Here is a 12,409-nt window from a genome sequence, read left to right as displayed (position 1 = left end):
TCTGCCCGCTGCGCAGGGCAAACGCTCACGTCACGCCGATGGGCCGATTGCACGCAGCCAATCTTAAGGGGCCGCTCGGGGGAGTCATGCCACTATCTGGTGGCATACGCCCGCCACCAGGGGCTGCCCCGTCGGTTACCGCAGCGCCTGCGACCTAGGTGACCGCGATGTCCAGACCGTCGACGTCGAGGGTAAGTGCCCCCGCGGGGTCGGCGCGGAACTTCCCGTTGCCGGCCGCCTCGGCCAGCCCGCCGGTGCCCGATGCGATCCGCACCTCTCCACTGGCCACGCCGTCTCGGTAGGCGCCGTCGTGCAGCAACACCAAGCCGCCGGTCGCGCCCGCGATGGTGCCGGTGACGTGCTCGATGCCGACGAACAACGCGCTCTTGTCCGGTCCGTAGGCCAACAGCCACTTGGTCGTCGACGTGCCCTGGATGTCGCCCTCGTAGCGTTTCGAGACCAGGGCCTCGGTGAGCTTGGTGGCCTCGTCGCCGTTCTCGAACGGCGTCTCATCCCAGCTGGCGATCTGGAAGGTCGCCTCGATGTGTCTGCTCATGACCGGCGGATACCCGGTCACCGGAGCGCGGAACCGAGAGGCCGACGGGCAGCACCCCCGGTCACTGTGATAGTCAAGGCATCACGGCCGCGTTGCGTCCGCTAGCACGTCAAACTATAGTCTGGACACATGTCCAGAAGGTTCGGAGTTGTTGCGTGACACGATTTGTCCAGCTCACCGGCCCTGGATTCAGCCGCTTCTGCGCATCGTCTTGAGTTGAACATGCGCATCGCACTTCTGTCGTACCGGAGCAAGACCCACTGTGGTGGGCAGGGCGTCTATGTCCGCTACCTGTCCCGCGGCCTCGCGGACCTGGGCCACGAGGTCGAGGTGTTCTCGGGCCAGCCATATCCGGAGGAACTCGATCCCCGCGTTCGGCTGACCGAGGTGCCCAGCCTGGACCTCTACCGGGAACCCGATCCGTTCCGGATCCCGTGGCCCAACGAGATCAAGACGTCGATCGACCTGCTCGAGCTGCTGACCACGTGGACGGCGGGCTTCCCCGAACCCCGCACGTTCAGCCTGCGCGCCGCGCGGGTGCTGGCCGAACGTCGCCACGAGTTCGACGTCGTGCACGACAACCAGTGCCTGGGCACCGGGCTGCGCAAGATCGCAGGCCTCGGCCTTCCGGTGGTCGCCACCGTGCATCACCCGATCACCCGCGACAAGGTGGTCGACGTCGCCGCCGCCAAGTGGTGGCGCAAACCGCTGGTGAGACGGTGGTACGGCTTCGCCGAAATGCAGAAGCAGGTGGCATGCGAGATCCCCGAACTGCTGACCGTGTCGTCGACGTCGGCGGCTGACATCGCCGAGGACTTCGGCGTCGCGCCCAGCCAGCTGCACGTCGTGCCGCTGGGCGTGGACACGGCGATGTTCAAGCCCGCTGAGCGACGGGTGCGCAACCGCATCATCGCGATCGCCAGCGCCGATGTTCCCCTCAAAGGCGTCAGGCACCTGCTGCACGCAGTGGCCCGCCTGCGCGTCGAACGCGATCTCGAACTGCAGCTCGTCGCCAAGCTGGAACCGAACGGTCCGACCGAAAAGCTGATCGCCGAGCTCGGCATCTCCGACATCGTGCACAGCTCAAGCGGGTTGTCCGACAGCGAGCTGGCCGACCTGCTGGCCTCGGCCGAAGTCGCTTGCATCCCATCGCTTTACGAAGGGTTCTCGTTGCCGGCGGTGGAGGCCATGGCCAGCGGCACGCCCATCGTGGCCAGCCGCGCCGGTGCGCTGCCCGAGGTGGTGGGCGCCGACGGCGATTGCGCCCGGCTGGTCAAGCCCGCCGACGTCGACGAATTGACCGCGGTGCTCGGCGAACTGCTCGACTCACCGCGTGAGCTGGCCCGCCTCGGCGCGAACGGACGCAAGCGCGCGGTAGAGGTGTTCAGCTGGCAATCGGTTGCCGCGCAGACGGTTGCGGTCTACGAGATGGCGCGCGAACGGGTCGGCGCATGCTGACGGTCGACTTCGACCGGCTCGGCGTCGGCGAGGGCACGAAGGTGATCGACGTGGGTTGCGGCGCGGGCCGGCACAGCTTCGAGGCCTTCCGGCGCGGAGCGGACGTCGTCGCGTTCGACCAGAGCGCCGCCGATCTCAACGACGTCGACGAGATCCTGACAGCCATGCGCGAGCAGGGTGAGGCGCCGCCGACGGCCAAGGCCGAGGCGGTCAAGGGTGACGCGCTCGATCTGCCTTATGCCGACGGCACTTTCGATTGCGTGATCGCTTCGGAAATTCTCGAACACGTGCCCCAGGACGAAAAGGCGATCGCCGAGCTGGTCCGGGTGCTCAAGCCCGGCGGAACGCTCGCCGTCACGGTGCCGCGGTGGCTCCCCGAGAAGCTCTGCTGGGTGCTGTCCGACGAGTACCACGCCAACGAGGGCGGGCACGTGCGGATCTATCACGCCGACCGGCTGCGCGACAAAGTGCTCGCCCATGGCCTTCGACTCGAGCACACCCATCATGCGCACGCCTTGCACTCCCCGTACTGGTGGCTCAAATGCGCGGTGGGAACCGAGAATTCGGATCACGTCGCGGTGAAGGCATACCACCGGATGTTGGTGTGGGACATGATGAGCCGCCCGTGGCTGACCAAGACGGCCGAGTCGCTGCTCAACCCGCTGATCGGCAAGAGCGTCGCGTTGTACTTCACGAAACCGGTGGGTGCAGGTGCTGACGCCTAAACTCGACGGCGTCCCGGGCGTTCCCGGGGTGCTGACACCCGAACAGTGCCGTCAGACCGCGAAATCGATTGCCGCTACCCAGGAATCCTCGGGTGCGCTGCCGTGGTTCGACGGAGGCCACACTGATCCGTGGGATCACATCGAGAACGCGATGGCACTGACGGTCGCCGGGTTGCTGGAGCCGGCACGCGCGGCGTTCGAATGGTCGCGCACGCACCAGCGCCGCGACGGATCGTGGCCCATCCAGTTGCGCAACGGCGTCATCGAGGACGCCAACAGCGACAGCAACTTCTGCGCCTACATCGCCACCGGCGTGTGGCACCACGTGCTGGTCACCGGTGACCGCCGTTTCGCTGAGACGATGTGGCCGGTGGTCACCAAGGCGATCGACTTCGTGCTCGGCATGCAGCTCAGTGGCGGTGAGATCGCCTGGGCGAGAAGTCCTTCGGCCATCGAACCCGAAGCCCTGCTGACGGGGTGCGCGAGCATCTACCACAGCATCCGGTGTGCGCTGGCGCTCGCGGACTACTTCGACGACCCGCAGCCGGAATGGGAGGTCGCGGTCGGCAGGCTCGGCCACGCGATCGCCCACCATCCCGAGGCGTTCACGGTGAAGGACCGCTGGTCGATGGAGTGGTACTACCCGGTGCTGACCGGCGCGGTGCGCGGTCCCGCTGCGCGGATGCGGATCGACGAGCGGTGGCACGACTTCGTGGTTCCCGGCCTGGGTATCCGCTGCGTAGACGACCGGCCGTGGGTGACCGGGGCCGAAACCTGTGAACTGGTACTGGCTTTGGACGCGATGGGTGACGCGGTGCGCGCCAGGGAGCAGTTCGCCGCGATGCACCATCTACGTGAGGACGACGGCTCCTACTGGACGGGTCTGGTGTTCGCCGACGGCAAGCGCTGGCCGGAGGAACGCACCACGTGGACCGGCGCGGCGATGATTCTGGCCGCCGACGCGCTGTCGTCGACGTCGGCCGCCAGCGGCATCTTCCGGGGCGCGGACCTTCCGCGCGGCCTCGAAGGCGAGTACGACTGCGAGTGTGCGACCAGCGACCGCTAGTCCAGCGGCTCGCCGACGACGCCGTCCGTGCGCTCGAGCACGCGCATGGATCCGGTTGCCGAAACCTCGCGAAAATGGTTGGTGTTCAACGCCCGTTGGTAGATGTGGAACGGCGCCTGCCCGCCCTCGTCGGGGTTGGGAAACACGTCGTGGATGACGAGCGCCGCGCCCACCTCCACCCATTTGGCCCAGCCGTCGAAGTCGCGCTGTGCGGCTTCCTCGGTGTGGCCGCCGTCGATGAACAGAAAGCGCAACGAAGTTCGCCATCCCCGCGCCACCACCGGTGACCGGCCGACGATCGCGACGACGTGGTCGTCGAGGCCGGCGGCGTCGAGCGTGTGCCGCGCCGTCGGCAACGTGTCGAACAGGCCGGTGACGGGATCAACCATCGACTCGTCGTGGTACTCCCACCCCGGCTGGTGTTCTTCTGAGCCGTGGTGGTGGTCGACGGTGTAGATCACGCCGCCGGTCTGCTGTGCGGCGGCGCCGAGCAGCACGGTGGACTTGCCGCAGTATGTGCCGATCTCGACGCCGATGCCGTCGCCGAGATACTTCACAGCAGCGTCGAACAGGGCCCGGCCCTCGTCGTAGGGCATGAATCCGATGACCTGCTCGGCAAGGGCGAAGAGTTCGTCTGTGGTGCGCATCGGTGACTCAATCTAGTCGCAGCGGATCGTTGCTGGTGCAGGGGTGTTGTAGTAGCGTCCGGACATGTGTCCGACACGGCCATGGAGTCGACTCGGCGCCGTCTGACCGCCAAACAAGCCGACACTGTCGACCGCCTCGGTCGCGCCGCGGTCGAACTGCTCAACCGCGATGGCTTCGCCGGTCTAACGGTGCGCCGAGTGGCCGCCGATGCCGGCGTCGGGGCGGCCACCGCCTACACCTACTTCTCCTCCAAGGAACACCTTGTCGCCGAGGTGTTCTGGCGCAGGCTCGCGGCATCGCCACCGGCGGCGCACGAGTCCGAGGACCCCGCTGCCCGGGTCATCGAGGTGCTGCGCCACATCGCCTTGCTGGTCGCCGACGAGCCCGCGTTCGCCGGTGCGGTGACGACGGCGCTGCTTGGTCGCGACCCCGACGTCGAGGTGCTGCGGCTGCGCATCGGCCGCGCGATCCGCGACCGGCTGGCCGCGGCGTTGGGCGCCGACACGGATCCCGACGTCATCGACACGCTGGAGATGCTGTACTCCGGCGCGCTGGTGCGCGCAGGCATGGGATACGCGTCGTACGCCGAAATCGCGGAGCGACTGGAGAAATCGGCGCGGCTGATCCTGAACTGATCCTCAGCGCGAGCCGAGGATCGCCACCGAAGCGGTGATCGCCGGCTCGATGATGCCGCCCAGGTCGTGGCCGTCCTCGACGAAGAGCGCGGTCAGCTCGCGCAGGCCGCCAAGGATGATGAGCGCCAGGGGACGCGACAGCGGAGCCAGCGAAGCGCGTTCGAATCCCGGCGTGCTGCTGATGTCGACCAGCATGTCGGTGAAATGCTCCATGGCCTCGCGATGCAGCGGATGTGCGACGGCGCCCAGTGCGGGCGCCTCACGGATCCACGCCAGCGTGATGGCCGGTCGCGCCGCGATGTGGTCGACGTAGGCGGTCACCGCTGAGCGGATCTGGGCCCGCCAATCGGCATCGGGATCCGCGGCTGCGCGCACGCCGGCGATCATCGTCTCGTTGTTGCGCCGCAGCAGCTCGATCAGGCATTCCTCTTTGCTCGCGAACTGTTCGTAGAACGTACGCTTCGAGGTTCTCGCCTGCCGAACGATGTCGGCGACGGTGGTGTCGCGATAGCCGCGTTCGGTGATCGAGGCGGCCATACCGTCGAGCAGGCGGTCGCGGAACGCGCCGTCGGCCGCGGTATGCACGCCGTTGTCCAGCGCAGTGGTCATACCGCCTCCTCGACAGCCTTGCGTCTGCTGGTACCAAGCGGTACCGTACTACACGAACCTACGGTACATCGTAGTACCGGGGAACTGGCTGGGAGCGTCATGAGCGAAGCTTTGGTCGTCGAGAAGCCCACACCTGCAGCGGCGTCGCCTGCCGCGGTCAACCTGCCACCGAAGGCGCGGATTCCCAAGCCGCTGCTGGGTCTCGCGTTCGCGGTTTCGCGGCGCTGGACCGTCGCCCAGTTCGCCCGCCTCCACGGCCCGGTCTTCACCATGAACGTCCCGGTCTTCGGACGCACAGTCGTCGTCGGCGACCCGCAGCTGGCCAAACAGATGTTCATGGCCAATACCGACGACGTCGGCAACATCCAACCCAACCTGTCGCGCGTGCTGGGCCCCGGTTCGGTGTTCGCGCTCGACGGGTCCGAACACCGGCGGCGGCGCCGGCTGCTGACACCGCCGTTCCACGGCAGGAGCGTCAAGAACTACGAGGCGATCTTCGAAGAGGAGACCCTGCGCGAATCGGCGAACTGGCCCGAGGGTCAGGCATTTCCGACCCTGGAACCGATGATGCGGATCACCCTCAACGCGATCCTGCGTGCGGTGTTCGGCGCCGACGGCGAGCAGTTGGACGACCTGCGGCGCATCATCCCGCCATGGGTGACGCTCGGTTCGCGCCTGGCGTCGTTGCCCGCACCGTCACGCACATACGGAAGGTTCAGTCCGTGGGGGCGGCTGGCCGAGTACCGCAGGCAATACGACGAGGTCATCGACAAGCTGATCGACCGGGTCACGGCCGACCCCGGATTCGAGGAGCGGACCGACGTTCTTGCGCTGTTGCTCGCCAGCACCTATGAGGACGGTAGCGCCATGTCCCGCAAGGACATCGGCGACGAACTGCTGACCCTCCTTGCGGCCGGACACGAGACCACGGCCTCGACCCTGGCCTGGGCGTTCGAGCGGATCACCCGCCATCCCGACGTCCTTGCCAAGCTGGTGACCGAGGCGGAGACCGACGGCAACGACTACCGCCAGGCCGTCCTTGGGGAGGTGCAGCGGTCGCGCACGGTGATCGACTTCGCGGGCAGGCACGTCTACGCGTCGACCTTTGAGCTAGGCGAATGGGTTGTCCCGCAGGGCTATACGATGCTAGCGAGCATCTCGCTGATGCACGACAGGGCCGCTGAGTTTCCCGATCCCGAGCGCTTCGACCCGCAGCGCTTCGTCGACGAGCGACCGCCGACGTTCGCCTTCATCCCGTTCGGCGGGGGGACCCGCCGCTGTGTCGGCGCCGTGTTCGCCAACGTCGAGATGGACGTGGTGCTGCGGACTGTATTGCGCCACTTCGTGATCGACACCACCGCGGCGCCCGCGGAGAAGACGCACTCGCGCGGCGTGGCTTACACCCCGAAGGACGGCGGCCGCATCGTGGTGCACCGCCGCAACACACCGCTCGCGCAGGAGGAGTGAAGGAACCGATGACGAACGCTACCGCCGCCGACCAGCAAGCCCCGGTCACACCCGGCAAGTTGCCGCCGGCGGTACCGCTGCCCAAACCCGTCCAGATGGTGCTGATGGCGGGATTTCGCCGCTGGTTCCTGGGCAAGGCGCTTCAGCGATACGGCCCGGTGTTCGCGATCAACGTGCCATTTTTCGGCCGCAGCGTGGTGATCGCCGATCCAGCGCTGATCCGCACCGTGTATCTCGCGAGCACCGACGACCTGATCAACGTCCAGCCGAACCTCAGCCGAATTTTCGGCCCCGGTTCGGTTTTCGCGCTCGACGGCGTCGAGCACCGCAAGCGCCGCAAGCTGCTCGCGCCGCCGTTCCACGGCCAGAGCATCAAGAACTACGAGAAGATCATCGAGGAGGAGACGCTCCGCGAGACCGCGACCTGGCCCGAGGGCGTCGAGTTCGCGACGCTCGAACCGATGAACCGGATCACGCTGAATGTCATCCTGCGCACCGTGTTCGGGGCTGACGGGGCCGAACTGGACTATCTGCGCGAGATCATCCCGCCGTGGGCCAAGCTCGGTTCGCGCATGGCGACATTGCCCGAGCCATCTTTCAAGACCGGTCGCTACAGCCCGTGGGGCCGCCTGGAGACGTTCCGCCGCAACTTCGACCGGACCGTTTTCGCGTTGATCGACAAAGCCGAGGCCGACCCCGCTCGCGAGGAGCGCACGGACATCCTGGCGCTGCTACTGGGCAGCACCTATGAGGACGGCACCCCGATGTCGCACCAGGACATCTCCGACGAGCTGCTCACCCTTCTCGGCGCCGGCCACGAGACGACGGCGTCGACGCTCGGCTGGGCGTTCGAACGGTTGCGCCGCCATCCCGCGGTGCTGGCCAAGCTGGTCGAGGAGAACGACGCCGGCGGCAACGAGTACCGCCAGGCCTTCATCAACGAGTTGCAGCGCAACCGGACCGTCATCGACTTCTCCGGACGCCACGTGCTGGCACCGCATTTCGACGCCGGCAAGTGGCGGATTCCCCACGGCTACACCGTGATGGTGGCGCTGGCGAACATGCACGCCAACCCGGACGTGTTCCCCGACCCCGAACGCTTCGATCCCGACCGGTTCATGGGCAAGCGCCCGCCGACGGCGTGGGTGCCGTTCGGTGGCGGGACCCGCCGATGCATCGGCGCCGCGTTCGCCAACGTCGAGATGGACGTCGTACTGCGAACGATCCTGCGCCACTTCGTGATCGAGACCGACACTGCACCCGACGAGAAGGTGCACTTCCGCGGGATCGCGTTCACCCCGAAGGACGGCGGCCGCGTCGTGGTGCGCCACCGCCGGTAACCGAGCGCGTCGGTGTTCCTACTGGTTGGCCGTTTCGCGCTTGGGCAGCTTCCAGCCCGGGCGCGGGAAGTGGCAGGTGTAACCGCTCGGGTAGCGCTCCAAGTAATCCTGGTGCTCGGGCTCGGCCTCCCAGAAGTCGGCGGCCGGGGTCACCTCGGTGACGACCTTGCCGGGCCACAGTCCTGACGCATCCACATCGGCGATGGTGTCCAGCGCGACGCGCTTCTGCTCGTCGTCGAGGTAGAAGATCGCCGACCGGTAGCTTGTGCCGATATCGTTGCCCTGACGGTTCTTCGTGGTCGGATCGTGGATCTGGAAGAAGAACTCCAGCAATGCGCGGTAGTCGGTCCGCGCCGGGTCGTAGACGATCTCAATCGCCTCGGCGTGGCCGGGGTGATTGCGGTACGTGGGATTGGCGTTCTCGCCGCCGGTGTAGCCGACACGCGTCGACACCACGCCCGGTTGCCTACGGATCAGATCCTGCATGCCCCAGAAGCAACCGCCCGCCAGGATGGCTCTCTTGTGGTCGCTCATGCTTGCGCCTCCTCATTCACGAACAGCTTCTTGTAATCGCCATACCCCTCGGCCTCGAGGTCGTCGAGGTGGATGAATCTCAGCGAAGCGGAGTTGATGCAGTAGCGCAACCCACCCTCTGCGCGGGGGCCGTCGGTGAAGACATGGCCGAGGTGGCTGTCGCCGTGCGCCGAGCGCACCTCGGTGCGGACCATCAGGTGCGAGAAGTCGCGCTTCTCGACGACGTTGGTCGCTTCGATCGGACGGGTGAAGCTGGGCCACCCGGTCCCGCTGTCGAACTTGTCGACAGAGGCGAACAACGGCTCGCCCGAGACCACGTCGACGTAGATGCCCGGCTCGTGGTTGTCCCAGTACTCGCCGGTGAAGGGCCGCTCCGTGCCGTTTTTCTGTGTGACCTGGTACTGCTCCGGCGACAACGCGTTCACTGCGGCCGGATTCTTGTTGTATTGCTTTGCCATAGTGCCTGTATAACCACCGAATCGACCGCCATGTTCCAGTCGGCGATTACGGTTGTGTGATGCGCACATTCCTCGCCGTGATGGCCGCTGTGCTGGCCGTGTGGGCGGCCCCGGCGGCAGCGGCCGAGACGGCCGTACTGTCCGAGCGGCCCGGCCATCCGGGCCTGCTGTTCATCGACAATCCCGCGATCGTCGACCCGCAGCCGATGCGCGCCGAGTCCTACAACCGCGTCGCGGGCGACCGCGCCGTCGGCGTGCACTTCACCACCGGCACCCCGCAGTGTTACGGCGTGCACGCGTCCGTGCTGGAGACACCCGAGACCGTCACCGTCGAACTCTTCGGCGGCGCGCTTCCCGAAGCCGCGGGCCGGCCGTGCATCATGATCGCGGTGTCGGGGATCCTCGAGGTCCCGCTGCAGAATCCGCTGGGCAGCCGCCAGGTGCTGACCGCGTTCTGACCCTCGACAAGCTCGGTAGAACGTGTTCTAGTTCTGGTGTGACGGGCAGCAGCACCTTCAGCCGCGACGAATTGGCCGCGGCGTTCCAACAGTTCGAGGCGACAGTCGACCGCGCCGCACAGACCCGCGACTGGGATCCCTGGGTCGACCAGTACACCGAAGACGTCGTCTACGTCGAGCACGCGGCGGGCACCATGCGCGGCCGCGAACAGGTGCGCCCCTGGATTTGGAAGACGATGGAGTCGTTTCCCGGTAGCTACATGACGTCGTTCCCGTCGCGGTGGACCGTGATCGACGAGGCGACCGGCCGCATCATCTGCGAGCTGGACAACCCGATGCGCGACCCCGGCGACGGCACAGCCATCAGCGCCACCAACGTCTCGATCCTCACCTACGCCGGCGACGGACTGTGGCGTCGGCAAGAAGACATCTACAACCCGCTGCGGTTCGTCAAGGCGACGGTCAAATGGTGCCGCAAGGCCGCCGAACTCGGCACCTTGCCGCCCGAGGCCGAGGAGTGGATGAAGCAGTACGGAGGAGCCAAGTGAGCAAGCTGGTCATCGGAGCCAACGGTTTCCTCGGATCGCATGTCACCCGGCAACTGGTGGCCGCAGGCCACGACGTCCGCGTCATGGTCCGCCCGAACGCGAACACCAAGAGCATCGACGATCTGCCGGTACAGCGTTTCCTCGGCGACATCTGGTACAACGACACGCTGCGCGCGGCCATGACCGGAGTCGACGACGTGTACTACTGCGTCGTGGACACGCGCGGCTGGCTCAAGGACCCCACGCCGCTGTTCTATACGAACGTCGAGGGCACCCGAAACGTGCTCGAGGTCGCCAAGGACATGCGTTTGCGGCGGTTCGTCTACACCAGCAGCTATGTGACGGTCGGCCGCAGGCGCGGGCACGTGGCGACCGAGGACGACGTGATCGTCGACAAGGGTTTGACGCCGTATGTGCGGTCGCGGGTGCAGGCCGAGACGCTGGTGCTGCAATATGCGCGCGAGCACGGCGTGCCCGCAGTCGCGATGTGCGTGTCGACCACCTACGGCGGCGGCGACTGGGGCCGCACCCCGCACGGCGCGATCATCGCCGGGGCGGCGTTCGGCAAGCTGCCGTTCGTGATGCGCGGTATCGAGTTGGAGGCCGTCGGTGTCGACGACGCCGCGCGCGCCATGCTCCTCGCCGCCGAGCACGGCCGAGTCGGCGAGCGGTACCTGATCTCGGAGAAGATGATCAGCAATGCGGAGGTGGTGCGCATCGCGGCCGAAGCCGCGGGGATGCCTGTGCCGACGAAGTCGCTCCCGCTGCCGGTCTCCTACGCGATGGCCGCCCTGGGCACCGCCAAGGCGCGGGTGACGGGCAAGGACGAGAAGTTCTCGCTCGGCTCGCTCCGGCTGATGCGCGCGGAAGCGCCGGTGGATTGCAGCAAGGCGCGACACGAATTGCGTTGGAGTCCAAGGCCTGTCGAGGAGTCGATCCAGGCGGCCGCCAGGTTCTGGGCGGGGCTGCGGGACGCGCGGCGTACGAGCAAGGCCGGTTAGCCCGCGAGTAGAGATGCCCGACAAGCTCCCCGTCGATTTGTCCGGTGCGCCGCAGACCATGCTTGCGACGTTCTACGCCAAGGCGCTCGACGCCGACTTGCCCAACGCGATCCTGGGTGACCGGTTTGCCAAGGACATCGTCGAGCGCATCGACTACGACTGGTCGAAAACAACGATCACGCCGGCCAATTCGGCATCGGTGACCACCCGCAGCGCGCACTTCGACAGGTGGACGCGCCAGTTCCTGGCCGCGCACCCGCGGGCGGTCGTGTTGCATCTGGGCTGCGGGCTGGACGCGCGGGCGTTTCGAGTGGACACCGGGCCCGGGGTCGACTGGTTCGACATCGACTATCCGGAGGTCGCGAGTCTGCGCACGCAGCTCTATCCGCACCGCGACCGTTACCGGGTGATCGGCGCCTCGGTCGCAGATGCATCTTGGCTGTCCGGAATCCCCTCGGATCGGCCGACTTTGATGATCGCCGAGGGCCTCACCATGTATCTGACGGAATCCGACGGTGCGGCGCTGCTGCGGCGGGTGGTCGACGGGTTTCCCTCCGGTGAACTGCAATTCGACGCGTTCAGCCGGCTCGGCATCCGGTCGCAGGTCCTGAACGCGGTGGTGCGGCGCTCGGGGGCGACGCTGCAGTGGGGGATTGACGGTCCGGACGACATTGCCGAGGCGGTGCCCGGTGTGCGGTTGCTGGCGTGGGTGTCACCGTTCGATTCGCCGACATTTCGTGACGTCGCCTGGTATTACCGGGCGATGGGGCGTGCGATGGCTGTGCTGCCGTCGCTGCGGTACATCGCGCAGTATCATCGCTGGGCGTTCTGACCGTTGCACTCGAAGCTGAAGATATGCATGCAAATGAGCGGTGGTTCGTGCAGAAGCTCAGTTTCGGGAGGCTA

The 12,409-nt window shown here is 66.9% G+C and carries 15 protein-coding genes; 10 read left to right on the top strand and 5 right to left on the bottom strand.

The window, feature by feature from the left end:
• Positions 1–154 precede the first annotated feature (154 nt).
• The gene (locus A5650_RS17465; protein WP_064395079.1) at positions 155–556 is read right to left on the bottom strand and encodes a DUF3224 domain-containing protein; all 402 of its coding nucleotides are present in this window, start codon (positions 554–556) and stop codon (positions 155–157) included.
• 222 nt (positions 557–778) lie between these two features.
• Here A5650_RS17465 and manT point away from each other — a divergent pair, with 222 nt between their 5' ends.
• Genes manT through mmpH form a run of 3 tightly spaced genes read left to right on the top strand, consistent with a single transcriptional unit; the run spans position 779 to position 3,805 of the window.
• Positions 779–2,014 carry an MMP alpha-(1->4)-mannosyltransferase gene (gene manT, locus A5650_RS17460; RefSeq protein ID WP_066841919.1) on the top strand — a complete coding sequence of 412 codons (1,236 nt, stop codon included), beginning with the start codon at positions 779–781 and terminating at the stop codon, positions 2,012–2,014.
• Complete coding sequence (locus A5650_RS17455; RefSeq protein ID WP_067080230.1) at positions 2,008–2,739, top strand: class I SAM-dependent methyltransferase; 732 nt, start codon at positions 2,008–2,010, stop codon at positions 2,737–2,739. The genes manT and A5650_RS17455 overlap by 7 nt, the downstream gene beginning before the upstream one ends.
• Entirely contained in the window at positions 2,726–3,805 is a 1,080-nt protein-coding gene (gene mmpH, locus A5650_RS17450) for an MMP endo-(1,4)-3-O-methyl-alpha-D-mannosidase (RefSeq protein WP_067080433.1), read from the top strand. Before A5650_RS17455 ends, mmpH begins: the two co-directional genes overlap by 14 nt.
• Here mmpH and A5650_RS17445 read toward each other — a convergent pair.
• A complete protein-coding gene (locus A5650_RS17445; protein ID WP_067080226.1) occupies positions 3,802–4,452 on the bottom strand; it encodes a class I SAM-dependent methyltransferase in 651 nt (216 codons plus the stop codon). The genes mmpH and A5650_RS17445 overlap by 4 nt on opposite strands.
• Positions 4,453–4,518: 66 nt before the next feature.
• Between A5650_RS17445 and A5650_RS17440 the strand changes: the two genes are divergently transcribed.
• A complete protein-coding gene (locus A5650_RS17440) occupies positions 4,519–5,088 on the top strand; it encodes a TetR/AcrR family transcriptional regulator (RefSeq protein ID WP_067080223.1) in 570 nt (189 codons plus the stop codon).
• A gap of 3 nt (positions 5,089–5,091) precedes the next feature.
• On the opposite strand, the gene A5650_RS17435 is transcribed toward A5650_RS17440, so the two are convergent.
• Complete coding sequence (locus tag A5650_RS17435) at positions 5,092–5,697, bottom strand: TetR/AcrR family transcriptional regulator (RefSeq protein ID WP_067080220.1); 606 nt, start codon at positions 5,695–5,697, stop codon at positions 5,092–5,094.
• Positions 5,698–5,796: 99 nt separating this feature from the next.
• On the opposite strand from A5650_RS17435, the gene A5650_RS17430 reads away from it, so the two are divergent.
• Entirely contained in the window at positions 5,797–7,164 is a 1,368-nt protein-coding gene (locus A5650_RS17430; protein WP_067080217.1) for a cytochrome P450, read from the top strand.
• Positions 7,165–7,172: 8 nt separating this feature from the next.
• Entirely contained in the window at positions 7,173–8,504 is a 1,332-nt protein-coding gene (locus tag A5650_RS17425) for a cytochrome P450 (protein ID WP_067080430.1), read from the top strand.
• Positions 8,505–8,522: 18 nt separating this feature from the next.
• Here A5650_RS17425 and msrA read toward each other — a convergent pair whose 3' ends face one another.
• Both msrA and msrB read right to left on the bottom strand, forming a co-directional pair.
• Entirely contained in the window at positions 8,523–9,038 is a 516-nt protein-coding gene (msrA, locus tag A5650_RS17420; protein ID WP_067080214.1) for a peptide-methionine (S)-S-oxide reductase MsrA, read from the bottom strand.
• Positions 9,035–9,496, bottom strand: a complete 462-nt coding sequence (gene msrB, locus A5650_RS17415) for a peptide-methionine (R)-S-oxide reductase MsrB (RefSeq protein ID WP_067080211.1) — start codon at positions 9,494–9,496, stop codon at positions 9,035–9,037. Before msrB ends, msrA begins: the two co-directional genes overlap by 4 nt.
• 59 nt (positions 9,497–9,555) lie before the next feature.
• On the opposite strand from msrB, the gene A5650_RS17410 reads away from it, so the two are divergent.
• Genes A5650_RS17410 through A5650_RS17395 form a run of 4 tightly spaced genes read left to right on the top strand, consistent with a single transcriptional unit; the run spans position 9,556 to position 12,335 of the window.
• Positions 9,556–9,954, top strand: a complete 399-nt coding sequence (locus A5650_RS17410; RefSeq protein ID WP_067080208.1) for a hypothetical protein — start codon at positions 9,556–9,558, stop codon at positions 9,952–9,954.
• 38 nt (positions 9,955–9,992) lie between these two features.
• A complete protein-coding gene (locus tag A5650_RS17405) occupies positions 9,993–10,502 on the top strand; it encodes a nuclear transport factor 2 family protein (RefSeq protein ID WP_067080205.1) in 510 nt (169 codons plus the stop codon).
• On the top strand, positions 10,499–11,503 hold the full coding sequence (locus tag A5650_RS17400; protein WP_067080202.1) for an NAD-dependent epimerase/dehydratase family protein: 1,005 nt from the start codon (positions 10,499–10,501) through the stop codon (positions 11,501–11,503). Before A5650_RS17405 ends, A5650_RS17400 begins: the two co-directional genes overlap by 4 nt.
• Before the next feature lie 13 nt (positions 11,504–11,516).
• Entirely contained in the window at positions 11,517–12,335 is an 819-nt protein-coding gene (locus A5650_RS17395; protein WP_067080199.1) for a class I SAM-dependent methyltransferase, read from the top strand.
• Positions 12,336–12,409 lie beyond the last annotated feature (74 nt).

The organism is Mycobacterium sp. 1164985.4 (assembly GCF_001668575.1).
Taxonomy (GTDB): Bacteria; Actinomycetota; Actinomycetes; order Mycobacteriales; family Mycobacteriaceae; genus Mycobacterium.
This window is presented reverse-complemented; position numbering and strand designations above follow the sequence as displayed.

Coding starts and splice junctions, on each gene's coding strand:
- A5650_RS17465 (WP_064395079.1), bottom strand. CDS start 556: ATGAGCAGACACATCGAGGCGACCTTCCAGATCGCCAGCTGGGATGAG.
- manT (WP_066841919.1), top strand. CDS start 779: ATGCGCATCGCACTTCTGTCGTACCGGAGCAAGACCCACTGTGGTGGG.
- A5650_RS17455 (WP_067080230.1), top strand. CDS start 2,008: ATGCTGACGGTCGACTTCGACCGGCTCGGCGTCGGCGAGGGCACGAAG.
- A5650_RS17445 (WP_067080226.1), bottom strand. CDS start 4,452: ATGCGCACCACAGACGAACTCTTCGCCCTTGCCGAGCAGGTCATCGGA.
- A5650_RS17435 (WP_067080220.1), bottom strand. CDS start 5,697: ATGACCACTGCGCTGGACAACGGCGTGCATACCGCGGCCGACGGCGCG.
- A5650_RS17430 (WP_067080217.1), top strand. CDS start 5,797: ATGAGCGAAGCTTTGGTCGTCGAGAAGCCCACACCTGCAGCGGCGTCG.
- A5650_RS17425 (WP_067080430.1), top strand. CDS start 7,173: ATGACGAACGCTACCGCCGCCGACCAGCAAGCCCCGGTCACACCCGGC.
- msrA (WP_067080214.1), bottom strand. CDS start 9,038: ATGAGCGACCACAAGAGAGCCATCCTGGCGGGCGGTTGCTTCTGGGGC.
- msrB (WP_067080211.1), bottom strand. CDS start 9,496: ATGGCAAAGCAATACAACAAGAATCCGGCCGCAGTGAACGCGTTGTCG.
- A5650_RS17410 (WP_067080208.1), top strand. CDS start 9,556: ATGCGCACATTCCTCGCCGTGATGGCCGCTGTGCTGGCCGTGTGGGCG.
- A5650_RS17395 (WP_067080199.1), top strand. CDS start 11,517: ATGCCCGACAAGCTCCCCGTCGATTTGTCCGGTGCGCCGCAGACCATG.